Below are 20945 nucleotides of genomic sequence, written 5' to 3' on the forward strand. Positions count from 1 at the left end.
GCGGCCCACCCGAAATCGGGTGGGCCGCTGCGCGATGCTCGGTCAATTGCCGTCAGGCTCGCCCTGCGGGCGGTCACGCTCGGCCGGACGGCCCGCAACGGTACGCCGGCGGCGGCGCTCATTGGTGCCTGCCAGCAGTTCCGCCGCCTCCTCCCGGTAGCTGAGCGCCCGGTTGGCCGTCGCCCCCGATTCGGCCGCCCTGTCCTTCCGGCCTGCCGCCCTGTTCTCCTTTGTGACCCGCGGCGGCACCTCGGACGCCGGCGCCTTGGGGCGCGGCACGCTGCCCCGGGCCGCTCGCAGGGAGTCCGGCGTGGCCGCGATCGGTGCCGGCGTTTCCGCCGGTTGCGTGGCTGGCTGTGCGTCTGCCGCTACCTGAGCGTTCGCTGGCTTCCCGGCGAGTTGCGCGGTGGTCTGCCCGTCTGCGGCAACCCGCGCGGCCGACTGCCCGTCCGCGCCCACCCGCACGTCCACAGGCATCGCGGCCAACGGCGCATCCACCGGCTTCGCGGCCAGCTGCGCGTCAGTCGGCTCGTCGGTTGTCTGAGCTGCCCGTGCGGCCATGGTCTCGGCCGCTTTGATCCAGGCCGCAGGGGCCCGCCGGGCCATCGGACTCGGCCGCGACGTCTTCCCAGCGATCCGGTTCTGAGCACGGGACAGCGGGTGATCGGCCTGATCGGCACGCCCGGTCGCCTTTCGGCCGTTCCCCGAGCGGCCGGCATCGCCGGGCTTGCTCTGGCCCGGCACCGTCCGTGCCGGCCCGTCCAACTCCACCGAGTGCATCGACGCGCGCGGAGGCTGCGCGCTCGTAGCCGTCATCCCGGCGGGATGCGCGTCGGAACCTGCCGACGCCGGCTGGGCGGCAGCGTCCCCGGATGCCGGGTTACCAGCAGGCGGACGCCCGGACTCCGCGGCGTGCATCGAGGCCCGCCCCTGCGCGCCCGCTTTGCCCGCGGACACGGATTCGGCGGCCGACTTCGCCGCCACCGACTTTGCTGAATCCCCGCCCTTCGAACCCGCCGGCGCGGCGCCCAGGTCGGCGGACCTCGGCCTGGCCATTGAGGCGGGCTTCGCCGGATCCCTGCCGTCCGAGCTTGGCTGCCCGGCCGTCTTGTCGGTGGACGTGGGTTCGCCGGCCGAGACGGCGTCCTGTCCGGTGCGTCCGGCCGGGTTGACCGGCGGCCAGACCGGCGGCTGCTCGACGCCGGAAGCGGCGGTCTCGACAGCGGCATCGGTTGGAGTGCCCGCTTGCTCGGTCTGCGGCCCGGACTCCTCCGGCCGGACGTTCACGGCGGCGGGAGCAGCGGATGCCGTCGGCTGATCGGTAGTCACCGCGGACTTGGTGGCTGTGTTGGATCGCTCGGCGACGGCCCCCGGCTGGGGGGAAGCAGCCGGGGGCTGGGCGGCTGGCGCCGCCGGCCGCGCGGAAGCTGTTGACGGCTGGGTCGGGCCTGCCACGGGTCGCGGTACTGCGGGCGGGTTCTGCGGCTGCGGTTTCGCCGATCCGGTCCGGCCGGTGCCGAGCCGGGTCAAGCCGGTAGCGGTCCAATCGGTGGCCGCCGGACCGGTGTGCATCGCAATGCGCGACACGCCCGCGCTCGGCTGGGTCGTCACCTGCGGACGCGGGCTCGGCCGGGCCCCGGTCGGCGCGCCCGCGCCCCCGCGACCCTCCGGGCGGAGCTCAGCAACGACGTCGCCGGGCTTAGGTCGTCCGTCCGGCATTGCCCCGCTCTCATCGGCTGGCCCACGCTGCTTTCCCGCCGGCCCCGAGGACTCGGGACGGCTCTCACCAGCAACGTCTCGCCGCCCATCGGCTTCGGAGCCCACCGGCGAGCCAGCGACAGCCGGCTCAAGCTGGCCCTCCGTGAGCCGCGCGGCCTTTCCTGCCTGGCCGCCCGCCTTTTGGGCCGCCCCCTGCGCGGGCTTTTCAACCGGCCCGCTCACCGGACCGGCCACGTGTTCAGCAGCCGCCGGCTTGCCGGCCTGGCCCTTGGCCGCGCCGACTGACTTCTCCGGTCGGCCGCCTCCGGCAGCCGCCGACTTACCTGGCCGAGAATCTGCGGCCTCACCCGCAAGCTTTCCGCCAGCGCCCGCAGCCTCACCCGGAGTCCCGGTCGCAGGCTTTGCGGCCTCGCCATCAGCGGCATCCGCGGACATGCCACCGGACGCGGGCTTTATGGACCTGGTCTCGGGCTTCCCAGCCTGAGGGCCCGCAGCCTCATCCGCATTCCCGCCCGCAAGCTCCCCGGCCTGGCCATCGGCGGCATCCGCCGACGCGCCATCAGAAGTGGATTGAGGCTTGGGCTTCCCGGTCCGGTCATTCGCCGCATCCGCCGACGCAACAGTGGAGCCTGGCTTCGCAGACTGAGGCCCGGGCTTCCCGGCCTGGACGCTCGCCGCATCCACCGACCCGGCAACGGAGGCCGGCTTCGCGGATTGAGGCCCGGCCTTGCCGGCCCGGTCGCTCGCGGCATCCGCCGACGTGGCGGCGGGAGTGGGCTCGGTGGGTGTGGCCTCGCCCGTGCGCTGCTCGCCGGTGACCCGCTTCCTCGGGCCCGCGATCGGCATCCCGGCCGGCTTGGTGTCGCGGCCGCCGCCCTGGACCGGCGGCGTGTTCGCCGCCGACTTACGGGCGGCCGCCTCGGCGAGCCGGGCCGCTGCTCGGGCCTCGGTCTGGCGGGCCCGTTCCGGGGCGGTTGCCGCGACCCAGGCGCCGACCGCGGTGGCGCGGAATTCCGGCAGGTCGGTGGGGGCCGGGCTGCGCCGCCGTTCGTTGCGGCTGGCCGGCAGCGGGCCGGGGTGCATGCCGGCGAGGGCGGGTGTGTCGCCGAGCAGGTTCAGCGGTTGGCCGGGTGCGGGGGTGAACGCTCCGGCCGGGAGGACGTGGGCGATCGGCGGCGCCACTTCGGCGGGCGGTGCCGCAGCGGGGGCGTCGGCTAGGGTCACGGTTGTGCCGGCGGGCGCGGAGGTGAGGGCGATCGGTGCGGCTGCCGGGGCGGCGCCTCCGCCGGGCGGCAGCTCGGGCGTGTTCTTGCCGGCGGGCTGGGGCGGCCAGGAGAACTGCGGCAGCGCGGGCGGGCGGCTGGGGCGGGAGTCGGCGAGCGTACGCGGCCGGTGTGCCCCACCCTGCCGCCCGCCGCCGGACAGCGGCAGCGGCGCCCCGATGGCCTGCATCAAGTCGGGCACCTGGCTGGGTTCGACGACGTAGACCACCTCGCGCCGGCGACCCGGCCAGGCCAGCACGGTCACGCTGGCCATCACCAGCAGGGTGCCGAGGGTGAGCAGGCCCCAGGTGCTGGAGTTGAGCCAGCTGGGCCACACCTCGGCGGCCGAGGCGACCTTGTTGATCGGCTGGGCGGCCGGGTTCATCACGACCAGGCTGTACGGGCCGCCGGTGAGCTCACCGGGTGTCCAGCTGAGCTGGCCCTGCCCGGCCGTCGTCCAGAACGGCTGCCGGCCGGGCATGCCGGCCGGCCGGGTACGCCCGTCGACGCGGCCGACGGTCAGCGGGAGTGCCCCGGTGCCGATGTCGACGGCGTTGACCCGGGTGTGCGGGACGCCGGCCAGGTAGCGCTCGATGTCACGGGCGGGTGCCAGACCGACGAATGCGGGGCCGTTCAGGGTGACCGCGGAGAGCCGCAGCCGGGTGGCGCCGACCCGGGTGAACGGCGCGTCGTCGCGCAGCAGCCGGTCGACGTCGGGGACCACGAGGGCGTACCCCGGGACCGCGAGCTGGCGGATCTGGCCGCTGAACGCGCCACCGGGGTCGCGGTGCTGCATGAGCGCCCACAGTCCGCCACCGGCCAGCAGCGCGGGCAGTCCGATGGTCAGTAACAGCATGCCGAGGATCGTGCGGAACACCCGCATCTGTCTCTCCCCCTTCCCGGGCCGTACTGCGGGGACCATACAGATTCAAATAACCCCAAAGTGGTCAAACAGGCACGGCGGCCCCCGATAGATATGGCAACGGCCCGGCCCACCGGGGCCGGGCCGTTCACGGGGAGGGTCAGGAGATGTTCGCCGTCATGGTCAACGTCGATTGGTCGATCTCGGTGGTCCGGGCGGTGAACTTGAAGGTCCACTCGCCGGCGGCCGGCAGCGCGATGTCACCGATGGCGTGGAAATCGGTGATCCGCAGCAGCGGGATCTCGATCGGCTCGATCCCCTTCGCGGCCAGCGTCGCGGTCGCCTTCCACTCGATGACCGGCAACGGCTTGTTGTCCGGGGTGTACGCGTACAGGTGGATCGAGTTGTTGCCCACCTTGGCCGGGAAGATGTCCACCTGCAGCGACATCTTGTTCGAGGTCAACGTCTGGGTGACGGTCGTGGTGGTGGCCGCGGTCTCGGCCGCCTCGGCGGTACGCGGCGGCGCGATCTGCACCAGCACCGACGTGACGCCGAGCACCACCGCGGTGATCGCCAGCTCGGCGAGCACGATCCGGCGCAGTGGCCCGGGCGACTCCTCGGCGGCGCGGGACTTGACCAGCTTGCGCGAGTACGCCGCCACCCCGAGCACCACGGCGGCCAGCCCGACCTTGACCAGGATCAGCCGGCCGTAGGTGGTGTTGATCAGGCCGTCCAGCGTCGACACCTCGATCAGCGCCTGCACCACACCGGCGAAGATCAGGGCGCCGACCGCGGCCGCCGCCCAGCGGGACCAGATCGGCAGGATCGCGCCGAGTTCCCGGCCGTTCGCCCGGGGCAGCAGGAAGCCGAACAACATGACCAGACCGCCGAGCCACACCGCGACGGCGGCCAGGTGCAGCGCGTCGATCACCACCGAGACCCCGGCCACCGGGGAGGCGGTCGGGTGCCCGGTCAGCGGCCAGGTGGCCAGCGCCGCCACGCCGAGCACGCCGAGCAGGGCCAGGTCGAGTTTCGACTCGCCGCCGCCGGTACCGACCAGCAGCGGTCGCAACAGGAACGCGGCCGCGATCACCACGCCGAGCCGGACCAGCATCACCGCGCCGAACGTGCTGCCCAGCACGTCGCGCACGTCGCCCAGCCCGACGTCGAAGAGGCCGGTGCCGAGCGTGTACGGGGCCTGCAACCAGAGACCGAGCAGGGTGCTGCCGGCCACCAGCCCGATACCGGTCCAGATCAGCCGGCCCGGCCCGCGCCGGTCCAGCCGCTGCGGCCAGAGCAGGGCGAGGACCAGCACCGGGCCGACCAGGAGCACCAGTCCGGCGTACCCCAGGTATTTGGCGATCGGAATGAGTGTGCGGACCACTGGATCGACCCGCACCTCTTCCTCGGCCGCCGAAGGCGGCGTCGAGGCCGCGCCCACCGAGAAGGTGATCGTGCCGGCCACCGGGTGGCTGTCCGCGGAGATCACCCGGTAGCTGACCAGGTACGTGCCGCGGCCCGCGCCGGTACGCAGCGGAATCGTCACCTGCGTGCCGGTGACCGAGGGTTCGCCCTGGTCGGCGCGGGAACCGTCGGGACTGATCACCCGGATCTTGTCGGAGAGCAGCTGGACCGACTCGCTGAACGTGAGGGTCACCTTGTTCGGGGCGTCCGGGACGATCGTGCCGTTACCCGGGTCGCTGCCGACCAGGGCGGCGTGGGCACTGGCCGGCGCGGCGGCCAGCAGCGTGCCGAAGAGCCCGAGCAGCAACCCGGCCAGGACAGCCAGGACTCGGCGTCGGTCAGTCACCAGTCGCTCCATTTCCGGTCATGGACGGTAGTCGCCCGGAGTCCTTGCATGGTTCCAGATCGCGTCCGGCGTCGCCGATGCGCGTACCATTCCGCCCGTGACCGAAGAGACGGACGAGACCACCGCGCTGGCTCTGGCCGCCCGTGCGGGCGATCCGGCGGCGCAGGCGGCGTTCGTGCGAGCCACCCAGGCGGAGGTCTGGCGGTTCACGGCCGCACTGGTGGATCCGGGCGCCGCGGACGACCTCACTCAGGAGACCTACCTGCGGGCGTTCCGGGCACTGCACAGCTTCGCCGCCCGGTCCAGCGTACGGACGTGGCTGCTCGGCATCGCCCGCCGGACCTGCGCCGACCACCTGCGCTCCGTGGTGCGCCGGCGCCGCCTCGACGCCCGGCTCGCCGCTCAGGCCGTCACCGAGCTGCCCGCTCCCGATCCCGCGCACCGGCTGACCAGCGCCGACCTGTTGAGCCGGCTCAGTGACGAGCGTCGCACCGCCTTCACGCTGACCCAGGTGCTCGGCCTCTCGTACGCGGAGGCCGCCGAGGTCGAGGACGTCCCGGTCGGCACCATCCGCTCCCGGGTGGCCCGGGCCCGCGACGAGCTGATCACGGCGGTGTCCCGCGCACAGGCCAGCTGACGAGGACAGAATCGCCGGGAACTCGAAAGCGGGGAGAACCGTCTAACGGGGCGTGACCATGGAAACCCTGCGGAGTGTCCGCTCGGCGGCCGCCTGGCCGTGGATCTCCACTGTGGCCCGGCTCGGCCTGGCCGCCGTCTGGTTGATCGCCGGTGGGCTCAAGGTCGGCGATCTCGCCGCCTCCGCCCGCGCGGTGAACGCCTACCAGCTGATGTCGTACGACGCGGCCAAGGTGGTCGGTGCGATCCAGCCCTTTCTGGAGATCGCTCTCGGTCTGCTCCTGCTGATCGGCCTGGCGACCCGCCTCACCGCCGCGATCTCCGCGCTGCTGATGGTGGTCTTCATCGCCGGGATCGTCTCGGCGTGGGCCCGCGGCCTGCAGATCGACTGCGGCTGTTTCAGCGCCGGCGGCGCGCTGGCCGAGGGCAAAGAGGCGGCGTACGGCTTGGACATCCTTCGTGATCTCGGGTTTCTGGCACTAGCCGGGATCCTGGTGTGGCGACCGCACACCCGGTTCTCACTCGACGGTCTACTCATGGGGGATGCGCGATGAGCAAGGGGAAACGAGACCGGTCCACGAAAGCACGGCAGATCGTCGAGCATCAGCGGGCCGCCGAGCGGCGCCGCACCGTGACGATCTGGACCTCGGTCGCCGTGGTCGTGGTTCTGTTCATCGCCGGACTGGTCGGCTGGAACATGATGGCCGACCAGGACGATGGCAAGGTCACCACGCCCACCGCGGCGGTCGACGACGGCACCGCCTTCGCGGTCGGGTCGGGCCCGGTCACCGTGGACATCTACGAGGACTTCATGTGCCCGGCCTGCAACAGCTTCGAGCAGGCCTCGAGCGCGACGCTGAAGCAGCTCGTCGACGCCGGCAAGGTCACCGTGCGATACCACCCGGTGGCGATCCTCGACCGGTTCTCCAACGGCACCGAGTACTCCACCCGCTCCGCCGCGGCGTCGGCCGCCGCCGCCCAGGAGGGCAAGTTCACCGAGTACCACGAGGTGCTCTTCGCCAACCAGCCCGCCGAGGGCAGCGATGGCCTCAGCGACGAGAAGCTGATCGAACTCGGCAAGTCCGTCGGCCTGACCAGCGACACTTTCGCCGACGCGGTGAACAACGGCAGCTACCGGTCATGGGCGGCCCAGGCCACCGAGAAGTTCTCCGAACGAAACTTCACCGGCACGCCGACGATCACGGTCAACGGCGAGCAGCTCGAGACACCCAGCCCGGAGCAACTCACCCAGGCGGTCGAGAAGGCGGCCGGGTGAGGCGACTCGCCCTGCTCCTGGCAGTGGCCGGTGCGGTTCTCGCACCGGCCACTCCCGCGTTCGCGCACGCCGGTGACACCGAGGGGGCCAGTTCGTACCGGGTGACGGTCACCGGCCTGAGCACCCCGCTCGACGGGCTCACGGTCCGGGTCGTGGAGGGCGGGGCACGGCTGGAGCTGAGCAACGAGACCGGCCGCGCCATCGAGGTGCTGGGCTACTCCGGCGAGCCGTACCTGGAGGTGCGGCCGGACGGCACCTACGAGAACGTGAGCTCGCCGGCCACGTACCTCAACGCGACCTTGAGCGGCGACACCCCGCTGCCCGCCGGCGCCGATCCCACCGCGGCGCCGTCCTGGCGCCGCGTCTCCGGCGACACCACCGTGCGCTGGCACGACCAGCGCACCCAGTGGCGGGAGCCCGGGCTGCCGCCGCAGGCGGCCGCCGACCCGGACAGCGCGCATCGGATCCGTGAGTGGGTGGTGCCGCTGCGGGAACAGACCCGGACGATCGAGGTCCAGGGCACGCTCGACTACGAGCCACCCCCGCGGGAGTGGGCCTGGTGGGCCGGCGCGGCGTTGCTGGCCGTCGCGGTCACACTGCTGGCGATGCGGTGGCCGGGCTTGGTCGGACCGCTCGCGCTGTTCGCGGGCACAACCACACTCTGGTACGCGCTGTCGCGCATTCTGGACGGCGGGGGCTGGTTCGGCGTACCGGTCATCGCGGGACTGCTCGCCTGCGCCGCCGCCTACCGGCACCCGCCGTTCTACCTGGCGCTCTCCGGTTTCGTGCTGGCCGCCTTCGCCGGTTTCGGCGAAGCCGACGTGTTCACCGCGGCCGTGGTACCGGCCGCGGGCCCGGGCTGGCTGGCCCGGGCCGCCGTCACGGTGGCCGTCGGGGCCGGAGCGGGGCTCGCGCTCACCGGCGTGCTCCGCCTGCGCGCCGCGACCCCGGCCGTCACACCCCGGTGATGTCGTCCACGTTGACGTTGACGGCGAGCACGTTCAGCCCGTAACCGGTCAGCGCCTCCTTGACCTTCGCCTGCACCTCGCCGGTGACCTCGGCGACCACCCGGCCGGCCTCGATGACCAGCACCACGTTCACCGTCACGTCGTTGCCGGCGACCTTCGCGGAGACACCCCGGCTGGCGTCGCCGACCTCGTCCAGGCCGACCTTGTCGAGCACGCTGTTGAAGAACCGGGCCACGTCACCACCCAGATCCGCGACACCCGGGACCGCCCGGGCAGCCGCGACGGCGATCTTCTCCACGACCTCGCTGGAGACGGTGGTGCTCCCGTTCGTAGCCTCACTCATGACTTGATCTCCGCTCTCGACGCACGTGCCGGGGAGCGTACCGCGAGTGCAGCGCACCGTGCGTACAGCGCCATCGATAACGGGTTGTTCGACTGCCGAATCCATTGTTTTCCTATTTCCCGGAACGTTGGGAAACGGATTCCCTATTGCCGGAAATTGGCATATCGACTCTCCGCCATCAATCGGTAACGTTCAGTTGTGGACCACTACGGAGACGAACTCACCCTCCGGCTCTCGGCCGTGAGCGACACCCGGCTCCTCGACGACGACCGGGCCCTCATCACCTTCATGCGCGACCTGGTCACCCGCATCGGCATGACCGTCATCGCCGGCCCCTTGGTCGCCACCGAACAGGGCCCGCCGGAAAAGGCCGGCAAATCCGCGGTCGTGATCCTCGCCGAGTCGCACGCCGCCATCCACACCTACCCCCACCTGCGGGAGATCCTCGCCAACATCTTCTCCTGCAAACCATTCCGCGAAGAGGACGTGCTCGACGAGTTCCACCGCCTCGTCGGCGAATACCGGATCACCGAACACACCCTCAACCGCCGCGGCGAGGAATGGCCCCGCAACGTCAACGCCGCCCGGCACCTCTGGAGCGGCCGGCGAGCCGCACTATCGTCGGTGCATGACTGAAAACGTGCGCCTCAGCGCCGGCGACGCCGCACCCGACTTCACCCTCGCCACCGACACCGGCGACACCCTCACCCTGAAGGACCTGCGCGGGCGCAAGGTCGTGCTGTACGCGTACCCGGCCGCGATGACCCCCGGCTGCACCAAGCAGGCCTGCGACTTCCGCGACTCGCTCGCCTCCCTCCAGGCCGCCGGTTACGAGGTGGTCGGCATCTCCCCCGACAAGCCCGCCAAGCTGGCCAAATTCCGCGAACGCGACGCCATCACATTCCCGCTGGTCAGCGACGAGGACAAGAGCGTGCTCATCGCCTACGGGGCGTACGGCGAGAAGCAGCTCTACGGCAAGACGGTCACCGGCGTCATCCGCTCCACGTTCGTCATCGACGAGAACGGGGCGATCGAGCACGCGCTCTACAACGTCAAGGCCACCGGGCACGTCGCCAAACTGCGCCGCGATCTGGGACTGGACTAAGAAAGTCCGGCGAAACTCGCAACTCCGGGCAGTCCGCGCCGATCAGGAAGGCACACGGAACTCCCGGAACTCACGGCGGTCGTCATGCGGTAGCCAACCCGCAAGGCGGCCGCCGTGCACGGTTTTTGTCGTACCGGACCTGTACGTTGCGCATCATGTCATACGTCAAGTACACCCGGGAGATGCTGACCGAGGCGGTCTCCGCATCCACCTCGATGGCCGGGGTTCTGCGCCATCTGGGCCTGCGGTTGAACGGCGGAGCCCACGCCCACCTGCGCCGGCGGATCACGCATCTCGGCATCGACACGTCGCACTTCCTCGGGCGCGGCCACGCGCGAGGCGTCCACAGCCCGCGTCGCCGCCGACCGGACGAGATTCTGATCGAGCGCCCACCCGAGGCGAAACGGCAGGCACCGACCGTGCTGCGGCGAGCGCTGGAGGAACTGGGCCGCGCCTACCGGTGCGCCGAGTGCGGCGTCGGCGACGTGTGGAACGCACGATCACTGACTTTGCAGGTCGACCACATCGACGGACAGTTCTGGAACTGCCGATCGGAGAATCTGCGGTTCCTCTGCCCGAACTGCCACAGCCAGACGGCGACCTACGCGGGCCGGAACCGGCCCCGATGCCGGATCCCGGTCGTCCGGGTGGACGGGCAGGGCAACCCGGTGAAACGGCCGGAGCCAACCGGCCCGCTCACCGAGAAGGGCCGGGTCGAGGTGCTCCAGCAGGTGCGGCGCAAGGATCTGACCGTCGCCGATGCCGCTCGGACGCTGGGCTGTCACCCCAGTCACGTCTACACACTGATGCGCCGGTGGGAGACCCGGGGAACGCTGGCGCCGGCACCGCGACGACGCCGGATCTCGGCCGTCGACCGCGCCGGGGTCATGGCCTTCGCGCTGGCACATCCCCGGTGGGGGCCACGTAAGGTGGCTGACGCGCTCCGGGCCAGGCCGTCACAGCCCATCGCGGTCTCCGCATCCACGGTGGAGAACATCTTCCGGGAGGCCGGGCTCAACACCGCACAGGCCAGATCGGCGGTGAGCAAGACGCCACGGACGCATCCGACCGATTACACTCCTCACAACGCTTTGCCTTGAGGGGCAAAAGGCGCGGGAGTGGCGTAATCGGCAGCCGCGCGGGTTTTAGGTGCCCGTGCCCGAAAGGGCGTAGGGGTTCGAGTCCCCTCTTCCGCACCAGCCGAAGGCGGCCCGGTCCACGAATCGCGTGGACCGGGCCGCCTTGTCAGTTCTCCAGTCGCTTTACCGGTACCGCGCCGGCCGAACTCAGCAGGAGGCGGCGGGGTCGGCGGCGGCCAGGTCGACCAGCGGCTGATCGGCGCCGGACGGCGACGCCACCGGCGCGGACTCGAGCACCGGCGCGGCCGGCGAGCGGGGCGCGGCCGGGGGAACGGAGGCCGAGGCGGCGGCCTTCTTCTTGGTGGGGGCGGAGCTGCTGGCCTTCGCCGCCGGTGTGGCCGTCTTCTTGACGACGGCGCTTGAGCCGCCGGTCAGGCGTACGCCGGTCTTCTGGACGGTGCCGGGTTTCATGTCGATGCCGGTGACGGTGGCCGTGTTGCCGTACACATCGGTGATTTTGATTTTGTAGGGGCCGGACCCGGCGCCGCTGTCGATGAGCCAGTAGTTGAAGTCGGTGCGGTGTGCCGCGCTGAAAGCGCGGCCGGGGCCGGCGACCTTGACCGAGGACAGCAGGTTGGCGTGGTTGTCGATGCGCGCGGCGAACCAGTACTGCGAGGCGCCTTCCTTGATCCGGACGCTGATCGGCGCGGGCACGGCGGGGTTGGTGACCAGTTTGTACTTGATGGAGATGATGCCGTCGACCTCGTTGCCGATCCTCTTGAAGGCGGTGCGGCTGAGGTCGAGGTGTCCGGGGGCGCATTCCGGGCAGGAGTCGAAGACCTTGACGCGTACCTTGCCCTTGGGGCCGGTGACGTCCAGGTAGGCGCCGCAGGAGGCGCCTTCGGCGTACTGGTTGGGGCCGAGTGCGACGTAGAGGTCGTCGGCGGGCACCTCGAAGGAGCAGTTGCCGGAGGTGCCGGCCAGGTCGTAGAAGGTGGCCTTGCCGGTTTTGGTGGTGGTGCTCGGGGGTGCGGCGCAGGCGGATCCGCTGTTCTGCAGGAGCAGGGCCACGCCGAGGATGCCGGCGAGGACTGCGGCGCCGCCGGCGGCGAGCCATCGGGTGGAGAACATGCGTCGGTGAGCACTCACCCGGGCATCCTGGTCGCCGGTGCGGGTGCGGGGCAAATCTTCTAAGACTCTGCTAAGACGGTGTCACCGACACGGATGACGCCGGTCTCACCGGCGGTGAGGTCCGGGACGAGGTTGATCGCGAAGAGCAGGCCCTGGTCGATGCGCCGGTGTTTGCCGAGGACGTGCAGCGGCTGGCGGCCGGTTTCGCCGGTTTCCTGGTCGATGGTCGTGACCCGGCAGCGGTCGCAGGGTTTGGCGGCGTGGAAGGTGAGGTCGCCGATGCGCAGGCGCCGGCCGATCCAGTCGTCCTCGGCCCAGGCGGGTGCGCCGGTGACCACCAGGTTGGGCCGGAATCGGTGCATGGGTACGGGTTCGTCGCCGCCCTCGATCAGCCAGTCGTTCACCGCGTCGAGTGAGGCGGTGTTGGCCAGCAGGATCGGGTAGCCGTCGGCGAAGCTGACCCGGGCGTCCGGGCCGGCGATGCCGCCGACCGGGCGGGTGGTCGGGTCGGACTGCCAGGCGAGCCGGGCGTCGCGGCCGAGGAACTCGCTGATCCAGTCACTCTCGGCGACGCGCGCCGGGTAGGGCGGTTTGTTGCGGAACACTCGCACGGAGACTTTGGGGCCGTCGGTGGGTTCGTCCAGGTCGAGGTCGGGGCAGCCGGGCGCGCTGAGGCGCAGCCCGCCGGGACGCGGCCTAGCGGTGAGCTGGGTGAGGCGAGGCGTCTCACGCTGGGTGATGCCGACGCCGTCGGCGTCGATGGCCATCCACCGGCGGTCGCCGGCCAGGCCGGCCGGTTCGACGCGGGCTTCGTCGTGGTCGATCCGGTGGCAACCCTTGACGGGGTACGAGTGAAGCGCCGTGATCCGCATGTCCCCCAGCCTCGCACAGCTCAACATCCGGAAGAGGGTCCGGAAGTTTCGCCGGCGGTGATCCGAATCGGATGGCGACTCGTTGGGCACGGCGAAGCCCTAGCGCGTGAAAGTTTTCATGCATAAGCTGCGTTTGTGAATGACGACGGTGTCAAGCCGGGCAACCGCGTACTCGACCTCTTCCAGGGCGCCCGCCTGACCCCCACACAGCGGCGGATCGCGCACAGCCTGGTGGAGCACGCGGCGAAGGCGGCGTACCTGTCCGCGGCCGAGGTGGCCGACCTGGCCGGCGTGAGCCAGCCGTCGGTGACCCGGTTCGCGATGGCACTCGGCTACTCCGGCTATCCGGCGCTGCGGCGGGAGCTGCGGTCGCTGACCACGACCGGGCCGAGCGAGCCGGTCGGGCAGAACGCGATGCAGCGCGCGGTGCACGCCGAGACCGAGCACCTGAGGCGGCTCGGCGAAGGGCTGCACGACCTGGACGGCGTACGGGTGGCCGCGCGGCTGCTCAGCGAGAGCCGGCCGCTGCCGGTGCTGGGCCTGCGGGCGGCGGCACCCCTGGCGGCGTACTTCGGGTACTTCGCGGCCAAGGTCTTCCCGGACGTGCGGGTGCTCGACACCGGCGGCACCGGTCTGCTGGACCGGCTCGATCAGGCCCGCGCGGCCGGTGCCGGTGCCATGCTGGCCATCGTGTTACCGCGTTATCCGCGCGAGTCGGTCGAGGCCGTCCGGGAGGCCAAGGCGTCGGGTCTCGCGGTGGTCGCGATCACCGACTCGGCGGTGAGCCCGGCGGCCGAGTCGGCCGACGTGGTGCTGCCCGCCGCGGTGGGTACGCAACTGGTGTTCGACCTGCACACCGGCCCGATGGCGATGGCCATGGTGCTGTTGCAGGCGATGTGCGACGCGGCACCGGAGCCGGTGCAGCGCCGCCTGGAGGAGTTCGAGGCGACGGCCGCTCGGCGGCACATCTTCTTGGCGTGACGGAGGAGACGACGATGTCCGAGATTCGATCGCCGCGCGGTACGGCGTACACAGCGATGGGTTGGCCGCAAGAAGCCGCCAAGCGCATGTTGATGAACAACCTGGACCCGGATGTGGCCGAAAGGCCGCAGGATCTGGTGGTCTACGGCGGCACCGGCCGGGCCGCCCGGAACTGGCCGTCGTTCCACGCGATCGTCCGCGAGCTGGACACGCTCAAGAATGACGAGACGCTGCTGGTGCAGTCCGGCAAGCCGGTCGGTGTGCTGCGCACCCACGAGTGGGCACCCCGGGTGCTGATCGCGAACTCGAACCTGGTCGGCGACTGGGCGACCTGGCCGGAGTTCCGCCGCCTGGAGCAGCTCGGCCTGACCATGTACGGCCAGATGACGGCCGGCTCGTGGATCTACATCGGCACCCAGGGCATCCTGCAGGGCACCTACGAGACGTTCGCCGCGGTGGCCGCAAAGCGGTTCAACGGCACGCTCGCCGGGACGCTGACGCTGACCGGCGGCTGCGGCGGGATGGGCGGCGCCCAGCCCCTGGCCGTGACCATGAACGGTGGCGTCTGCCTGATCGTCGACGTGGACCGCACCCGGTTGCAGCGCCGGGTCGACACCCGCTACCTCGACGTGATCGCCGACGACCTGGACGATGCGGTAAATCGCTCCTTGACCGCCAAGTCCGAGAGATCGGCCATCTCCATCGGGGTGGTGGGCAACGCGGCCGAGGTCTTCCCCGAGCTGCTGCGCCGCGGCGTGGCGATCGACATCGTCACCGACCAGACCAGCGCACACGACCCGCTCAGCTACGTGCCCATCGGCGTGGAGCCGGCCGACGCCGCCGACTACGCCCGGGCCAAGCCCGAGGAGTTCACCGAGCGGTCCCGGGACAGCATGGCCAAGCACGTCGAGGCGATGGTCGGCTTCCTGGACGGCGGCGCCGAGGTCTTCGACTACGGCAACTCGATCCGCGGCGAGGCGAAACTGGCCGGCTACGAACGGGCCTTCGACTTCCCCGGCTTCGTGCCCGCCTACATCCGGCCGCTGTTCGCCGAGGGCAAGGGCCCGTTCCGCTGGGCCGCGCTCTCCGGCGACCCGGCCGACATCGCCGCCACCGATCGCGCCGTGCTGGACCTGTTCCCGGAGAACGAGCCGCTCGCCCGGTGGATCAGGATGGCCGGCGAGAAGGTCGCCTTCCAGGGCCTGCCGTCGCGGATCTGCTGGCTCGGCTACGGCGAGCGCGACAAGGCCGGGGTTCGCTTCAACGAGATGGTCGCGAGCGGCGAGGTGTCGGCACCGATCGTCATCGGTCGGGATCACCTGGACGCCGGGTCGGTGGCCTCGCCGTACCGGGAGACCGAGGCGATGCTCGACGGCTCGGACGCGATCGCCGACTGGCCGCTGCTGAACGCGCTTGTCAACACCGCGTCCGGCGCCAGCTGGGTGTCGATCCACCACGGCGGCGGGGTGGGCATCGGCCGCAGCATCCACGCCGGGCAGGTCTGCGTCGCGGACGGCACCGCCCTCGCCGGGCAGAAGATCGAGCGGGTGCTCACCAACGACCCGGCGATGGGTGTGCTGCGGCACGTCGACGCGGGCTACGAGTCGCATTCGACGGACGGGCTGAACATCCCGATGAGCCATGAGTGAGTTCGCGAAGCTCTGGGCCGAGATCGCGCCGATCGGCCGGGCCGGCAGCGGCGGTTACCTCCGGTATGCGCTGACCACGCCGGAGTTGACGCTGCGCGATTGGTTCCGCGCTCAGGCCGCGCGAAGGGACATGACGGTCACCGAGGACGGCAACGGCAACCTCTTCGCATGGCGCGGCGAGCCGTGGGCGCCGGGGACCGTGCTGACCGGATCGCACTTCGACTCGGTGCCGCACGGGGGCGGGTACGACGGGCCGCTCGGCATCGTGAGCGCCTTCCTCGCGGTGGACAAAATAGACAAAGACCGCAAAGTTGGGATCGCGGCGTTCGTCGAGGAGGAGGGCGGCCGGTTCGGCGTGCCGTGTCTCGGCTCCCGGCTCTTCACCGGCGTGATCGACCCGGAGCGGGCGGCCGCGCTGACCGACCGGGACGGCGTGACGTTCGGCGAGGCGCTGGGGCGCCGTCCGGCGGGAGCGCTACCAGAAATCGGACAGCTGGCCGCGGTGATCGAATTGCACATCGAGCAGGGCCGGGCATTGGAGGTGCCGGTCGGGGTGGCGAGCGCGATCTGGCCGCACGGCCGGTGGCGGATGGACTTCGCCGGTGTGGGCGACCACGCCGGCACCACCCGGATGACCGACCGGCGCGACCCGATGCTCACCTTCGCGTTCGCCGTGCTGGCCGCGAACAAGGAGGCCCGGCTCGCCGGTGCGCACGCGACCGTGGGCCGGGTGCAGGCCGAGCCGAACGCCACGAACGCCATTCCGTCGCTGGTGCGCGGCTGGCTGGACGCCCGCGCCGCGGACACCGCCACCCTGGACCGGCTGGTCGACGCGGTGGTGAAGAAGGCGACCGAGCGGGCCGGCCGGGACGGCACCGAGCTGACCGTGACCGCCGAGTCGGTGACCGGCGAGGTGACCTTCGACAACGAGCTGGCCGAACGGATCGCGGCGAGACTGAAGGCGCCGATCCTGCCGACCGGCGCCGGGCACGACGCCGGGGTGCTGTCCGGGCACGTGCCGACCGCGATGCTCTTCGTGCGGAACCCGACCGGGGTCTCGCACTCCCCGGCCGAGCACGCGTCCGACGCCGACTGCGAAGCCGGGATCGAGGCGCTCGCCACCGTGCTGGACGACCTCACGTGAGGTACTTCGCGGAACACGCGTGGGTCGGCGGCCGCGTCGAACGGGACGTGCTGATCGAGATCACCGACGGCCGGTTCACCGCGGTGACGCCCGGCGCGGAGCCGGCCGGTACCCGCCTGACCGGCCTGGTGCTGCCCGGCTTCGCCAACGCGCACTCGCACGCGTTCCACCGCGCGCTGCGCGGCCGCACCCACGGTGACCGTGGCAGCTTCTGGACCTGGCGGGAACTGATGTACCGGGTCGCCGGCCGGCTCGACCCGGACAACTACCTCGCTCTGGCCACGGCGGTCTACGGCGAGATGGCGCTGGCCGGGATCACCAGTGTCGGCGAGTTCCACTACCTGCACCACGGTCCGGACGGCACGCCCTACGCCGATCCGAACGCGATGGGGTACGCACTCATCGAGGCGGCTCGCGCGGCGGGCATCCGGATCACCATGCTCGACACGGTCTATCTGACGTCGAGTGTCGACGGGAAACCCCTGGACGGGGTGCAGCGGCGGTTCGGCGACGGCGACTACGACGGGTGGTACGGCCGCTTCGAGCAGCTGCGCGGCGGCGACGGTGCCCGGATCGGCGCGGCGCTGCACTCGGTACGGGCGGTGCCGGTCGACGGCATGGCCACCTTCGCTCACCGTACCGACGGGCTGCCGGTGCACGTGCACCTCTCCGAGCAGCCGGCCGAGAACGAGGCCTGCCAGGCGGTGCACGGCTGCTCCCCCGCCGAGTTGCTCGACGCCATGGGCGTCTGGCAGCCGATGACCACCGCGGTGCACGCCACCCACCTGTCGGCAGCGGACATCCGGATCCTGGGCGAGCAGTTCGTCTGCTTCTGCCCCACCACCGAACGCGACCTCGCGGACGGCATCGGCCCGGCCCGGGCGCTGGCCGACGCGGGCGCCCGGCTCACCCTGGGCAGTGACAGCCACGCGGTGATCGACCCGTTCGAGGAGGCGCGCGGACTGGAGATGGACGAGCGGCTCGCCACCCGGCAGCGCGGGCATTTCGCCGCCGCCGAACTGCTTGCCGCGGCGAGCAGCGCCGGGCACCGGTCGCTCGGCTGGGCCGACGCAGGCGAGATCGCCGCCGGCCGGCGAGCCGACCTGGTCGCGGTCTCGATGGACAGCGCCCGGACCGCCGGGACCGACCCGAACGGGCTGATCTTCGCGGCCACGGCGGCCGACGTCACCGATGTGATCGTGGACGGGACGCCGGTCGTCACCGAGGGCCGGCATCGTGCGATGGACGTGCCGGCCAAGTTGCGGGCGGCGATCGCGGAGGTTCTGGCATGAGCGACTGCACCGAGCGGCACCCAGCCGCACCGGACAACGGCCTCGCAGGCGAGGGCCAGGAGCGCATGCCGAAGGCGGGCACAGCATGAACTACTGCACCGAGAGCATGCCGAAGGCGGGCACAGCATGAGTTTGATCGTTACGAACATCGGTGAGCTGGTCACCAACGATCCGGAACACAACGTCCGGCACGACGCCGCGGTCGTGGTCGACGGCGATCGGATCGCCTGGGTCGGCCCCGCCGCGCAGGCGCCGGCCGCCGACCTGCGGCTGGACGCCGACGGCGCCGCGGTGCTGCCCGGGTTCGTGGACAGCCACGCGCACCTGATCTTCGCGGGGGACCGGGCCGCCGAGTTCGGCGCGCGGATGGCCGGGCAGCCGTACACCGGCGGCGGCATCCGCACCACGGTCGCCGCCACTCGCGCCGCGAGCGACGATGAACTGCGCGGCAACGCACGGCGCCTGGTGGGTGAGGCGCTGCGGCAGGGCACCACCACGATCGAGATCAAGTCGGGGTACGGCCTGAGCGTCCCCGACGAGACCCGGTCGCTACGGCTGGCCGCCGAGCTGTCCGCGGAAACCACCTATCTCGGTGCACACGTGGTCCCGGCCGAGTACGCGGACCGCCCCGACGACTACGTCGAACTGGTCTGCGGGGAGATGCTGGACGCCGCCGTCCCGTACGCGAAATGGGTCGACGTCTTCTGCGAACGCGGCGCGTTCGACGGTGACCAGGCCCGCGCCATCCTGACCGCCGGCGCGAAACGTGGACTGGGCCTGCGCGTGCACGCCAACCAGCTCGGGCCGGGCCCGGGAGTACGCCTCGCCGTGGAACTCGGTGCGGCCAGCGCCGACCACTGCACCCACCTCGACGACGCCGACGTGGACGCCCTCGCCGGCTCGGACACCGTGGCCACGCTGCTGCCCGGAGCCGAGTTCTCCACGCGCTCGCCCTATCCGGACGCGCGCCGGCTGCTCGACGCGGGCGCCACCGTGGCGCTGGCGACCGACTGCAACCCCGGTTCCTCGTACACCTCTTCGATGCCGTTCTGCATCGCTCTGGCCGTACGCGAAATGGGTTTGACTCCGACCGAGGCCGTGCACGCGGCCACCGCGGGTGGCGCTGCGGCCCTGCGCCGCACCGACCTCGGCCGGATCTCGCCCGGCGCCCGGGCCGACCTGATCGTGCTCGACGCGCCGTCCCACCTGCACCTGGCCTACCGGCCGGGTGTTCCCCTGATCCGCCACGTCCTGCAACACGGAGCACCGCGATGATCGTGACCGTCCAGCCCACCGGAATCTCTGCCGCCGATGTACTCGCCGTCGCCCGCGGCGACGCCCGCGTCGAGCTCTCCCCCGCCACCGTCGAGGCGATGGCGGCCAGCCGCGCCATCGTCGACGACATCGAGTCGTCCGGCCGCCCGGTCTACGGGGTCTCCACCGGCTTCGGCGCCCTCGCCAACACGTCGATCGCCCCGCAGCGGCGCGCCGAACTCCAGCACGCGCTGATCCGCTCGCATGCGGCAGGCATCGGCGCGCCGATGCCGCGCGAGGTCGTGCGGGCGATGATGCTGCTGCGGGTGCGGTCGCTGGCCATGGGCCGTTCCGGGGTACGCCCGGTGCTCGCCCAGGGCCTGGTCGACCTGCTCAACCACGAGATCACGCCGTGGGTGCCCGAGCACGGCTCGCTGGGCGCCTCCGGCGACCTGGCACCGCTCGCCCACTGCGCGATCGTGCTGCTCGGCGAGGGCTGGGTGCTGGGCAAGGACGGCGCCCGGATGTCCGCGGCCGAGGCCCTGCACGGCGCCGGGCTGCGGCCCCTCGACCTGGCCGCCAAGGAGGGTCTGGCGCTGATCAACGGCACCGACGGGATGCTCGGCATGCTGCTGCTGGCGATCGAGGACGCCGCCCACCTGTTCGCCATGGCCGACGTGACGGCCGCGCTGGCCATCGAGGCGATGCTCGGGTCGGAGCGCCCGTTCCTGCCGGAGCTGCACAGCATCCGCCCGCACCCGGGACAGGCCGCGTCGGCCGCGAACATCCACCGGCTGCTCCAGGACTCGGCGATCATGGATTCGCACCGGGACGACCTGGCGCACGCCGTGCAGGACGCGTACTCGATGCGCTGCGCCCCGCAGGTGGCCGGCGCGGCCCGGGACACCCTCGAGTTCGTCTCGCTGGTCAGCTCCCGTGAGCTGGTCTCGGTGGTCGACAACCCGGTCGTGCTGACCGACGGCCGGGTCGAGTCGACCGGCAACTTCCACGGCGCGCCGCTCGGCTTCGCCGCGGACTACCTGGCCATCGCGGCCGCCGAGGTGGGCGCGATCGCCGAACGCCGGGTGGACCGGCTGCTCGACGTCACCCGGTCCCGGAACCTGCCGCCGTTCCTCTCCCCCGACGCCGGCGTCAACTCCGGGCTGATGATCGCCCAGTACACGGCGGCCGGCATCGTGGCGGAGAACCGCCGGCTCGCCTCGCCGGCCTCGGTGGACTCGCTGCCGACCAGCGGCATGCAGGAGGACCACGTCTCGATGGGCTGGGCGGCCACCAAGAAGCTGCGTACGGTCCTGGACAACCTGACCAGCCTGCTCGCGGTCGAGCTGCTCGCCGGGGTCCGGGGCCTGCAACTGCGTTCCCCACTCGCGCCGTCACCGGCCGGACGGGCGGCGGTGGCCGCGGTCGAGCCGTTCGCCGGGACACCGGGACCGGACCTGTTCCTGGCGCCGGTGCTGGAGCAGGCTCGGGCGGTGGTCGCGGGCCGGGCCCTGCGCGGCGAGATCGAGGCGGCGGTGGGCCCGCTCAGCTGACCTGCCCGA

The 20945-nt window shown here is 71.7% G+C and carries 18 protein-coding genes and 1 tRNA gene; 14 read left to right on the forward strand and 5 right to left on the reverse strand.

Translation table 11 applies throughout. The features are described 5' to 3' along the window. Positions 1–42: 42 nt before the first annotated feature. Positions 43–3864 carry a hypothetical protein gene (locus tag I4J89_RS16355; protein ID WP_196414837.1) on the reverse strand — a complete coding sequence of 1274 codons (3822 nt, stop codon included), beginning with the start codon at positions 3862–3864 and terminating at the stop codon, positions 43–45. 139 nt (positions 3865–4003) lie between these two features. Beyond that, complete coding sequence (locus tag I4J89_RS16360; protein WP_196414838.1) at positions 4004–5665, reverse strand: copper resistance CopC/CopD family protein; 1662 nt, start codon at positions 5663–5665, stop codon at positions 4004–4006. A gap of 85 nt (positions 5666–5750) precedes the next feature. Here I4J89_RS16360 and I4J89_RS16365 point away from each other — a divergent pair, with 85 nt between their 5' ends. The 4 genes from I4J89_RS16365 to I4J89_RS16380 are packed head-to-tail and all read left to right on the forward strand — an operon-like array spanning position 5751 to position 8533. Then, the gene (locus I4J89_RS16365; RefSeq protein WP_309238348.1) at positions 5751–6290 is read left to right on the forward strand and encodes a sigma-70 family RNA polymerase sigma factor; all 540 of its coding nucleotides are present in this window, start codon (positions 5751–5753) and stop codon (positions 6288–6290) included. Positions 6291–6348: 58 nt separating this feature from the next. Further along, positions 6349–6843 carry a MauE/DoxX family redox-associated membrane protein gene (locus I4J89_RS16370; RefSeq protein WP_196414839.1) on the forward strand — a complete coding sequence of 165 codons (495 nt, stop codon included), beginning with the start codon at positions 6349–6351 and terminating at the stop codon, positions 6841–6843. Beyond that, a complete protein-coding gene (locus tag I4J89_RS16375) occupies positions 6840–7565 on the forward strand; it encodes a DsbA family protein (RefSeq protein WP_196414840.1) in 726 nt (241 codons plus the stop codon). Before I4J89_RS16370 ends, I4J89_RS16375 begins: the two co-directional genes overlap by 4 nt. Next, on the forward strand, positions 7562–8533 hold the full coding sequence (locus I4J89_RS16380) for a hypothetical protein (protein ID WP_196414841.1): 972 nt from the start codon (positions 7562–7564) through the stop codon (positions 8531–8533). The genes I4J89_RS16375 and I4J89_RS16380 overlap by 4 nt, the downstream gene beginning before the upstream one ends. On the opposite strand, the gene I4J89_RS16385 is transcribed toward I4J89_RS16380, so the two are convergent. After that, positions 8520–8876, reverse strand: a complete 357-nt coding sequence (locus tag I4J89_RS16385; RefSeq protein ID WP_196414842.1) for an Asp23/Gls24 family envelope stress response protein — start codon at positions 8874–8876, stop codon at positions 8520–8522. The two genes, I4J89_RS16380 and I4J89_RS16385, sit on opposite strands and share 14 nt — an antisense overlap. Before the next feature lie 198 nt (positions 8877–9074). Between I4J89_RS16385 and I4J89_RS16390 the strand changes: the two genes are divergently transcribed. From I4J89_RS16390 to I4J89_RS16405, 4 genes are all read left to right on the forward strand, one after another. Then, entirely contained in the window at positions 9075–9512 is a 438-nt protein-coding gene (locus tag I4J89_RS16390) for an S-adenosylmethionine decarboxylase (RefSeq protein ID WP_196414843.1), read from the forward strand. Next, complete coding sequence (gene bcp, locus I4J89_RS16395; protein WP_196414844.1) at positions 9505–9981, forward strand: thioredoxin-dependent thiol peroxidase; 477 nt, start codon at positions 9505–9507, stop codon at positions 9979–9981. Before I4J89_RS16390 ends, bcp begins: the two co-directional genes overlap by 8 nt. Before the next feature lie 155 nt (positions 9982–10136). After that, a complete protein-coding gene (locus I4J89_RS16400) occupies positions 10137–11081 on the forward strand; it encodes a helix-turn-helix domain-containing protein (RefSeq protein ID WP_196414845.1) in 945 nt (314 codons plus the stop codon). 12 nt (positions 11082–11093) lie between these two features. Beyond that, positions 11094–11180 (forward strand) — tRNA-Leu (locus I4J89_RS16405). Between the two features lie 87 nt (positions 11181–11267). On the opposite strand, the gene I4J89_RS16410 is transcribed toward I4J89_RS16405, so the two are convergent. Both I4J89_RS16410 and I4J89_RS16415 read right to left on the reverse strand, forming a co-directional pair. Then, a complete protein-coding gene (locus I4J89_RS16410) occupies positions 11268–12209 on the reverse strand; it encodes an expansin EXLX1 family cellulose-binding protein (protein WP_196414846.1) in 942 nt (313 codons plus the stop codon). A gap of 41 nt (positions 12210–12250) precedes the next feature. Continuing rightward, a complete protein-coding gene (locus tag I4J89_RS16415) occupies positions 12251–13063 on the reverse strand; it encodes an MOSC domain-containing protein (RefSeq protein WP_196414847.1) in 813 nt (270 codons plus the stop codon). A 135-nt stretch (positions 13064–13198) separates the two neighbouring features. On the opposite strand from I4J89_RS16415, the gene I4J89_RS16420 reads away from it, so the two are divergent. The 6 genes from I4J89_RS16420 (at position 13199) to hutH (ending at position 20936) form a co-directional block, all read left to right on the forward strand. Continuing rightward, positions 13199–14044 carry a MurR/RpiR family transcriptional regulator gene (locus I4J89_RS16420; protein ID WP_196414848.1) on the forward strand — a complete coding sequence of 282 codons (846 nt, stop codon included), beginning with the start codon at positions 13199–13201 and terminating at the stop codon, positions 14042–14044. Between the two features lie 14 nt (positions 14045–14058). Further along, a complete protein-coding gene (gene hutU, locus I4J89_RS16425; protein ID WP_196414849.1) occupies positions 14059–15693 on the forward strand; it encodes a urocanate hydratase in 1635 nt (544 codons plus the stop codon). Then, positions 15686–16837 (forward strand): allantoate amidohydrolase, encoded by a 1152-nt coding sequence (locus tag I4J89_RS16430; RefSeq protein ID WP_196414850.1) that lies wholly within the window; start codon positions 15686–15688, stop codon positions 16835–16837. The genes hutU and I4J89_RS16430 overlap by 8 nt, the downstream gene beginning before the upstream one ends. After that, positions 16834–18129, forward strand: a complete 1296-nt coding sequence (locus I4J89_RS16435) for a formimidoylglutamate deiminase (RefSeq protein WP_196414851.1) — start codon at positions 16834–16836, stop codon at positions 18127–18129. The genes I4J89_RS16430 and I4J89_RS16435 overlap by 4 nt, the downstream gene beginning before the upstream one ends. A 126-nt stretch (positions 18130–18255) precedes the next feature. Next, positions 18256–19404: an imidazolonepropionase gene (gene hutI, locus I4J89_RS16440; RefSeq protein ID WP_196414852.1), complete on the forward strand. Its 1149-nt coding sequence runs from the start codon at positions 18256–18258 to the stop codon at positions 19402–19404. Then, entirely contained in the window at positions 19401–20936 is a 1536-nt protein-coding gene (gene hutH, locus I4J89_RS16445; protein ID WP_196414853.1) for a histidine ammonia-lyase, read from the forward strand. Before hutI ends, hutH begins: the two co-directional genes overlap by 4 nt. Positions 20937–20945 lie beyond the last annotated feature (9 nt).

Origin of the sequence: Actinoplanes aureus (assembly GCF_015704865.1) — a bacterium.
Lineage (GTDB): Bacteria > Actinomycetota > Actinomycetes > Mycobacteriales > Micromonosporaceae > Actinoplanes > Actinoplanes aureus.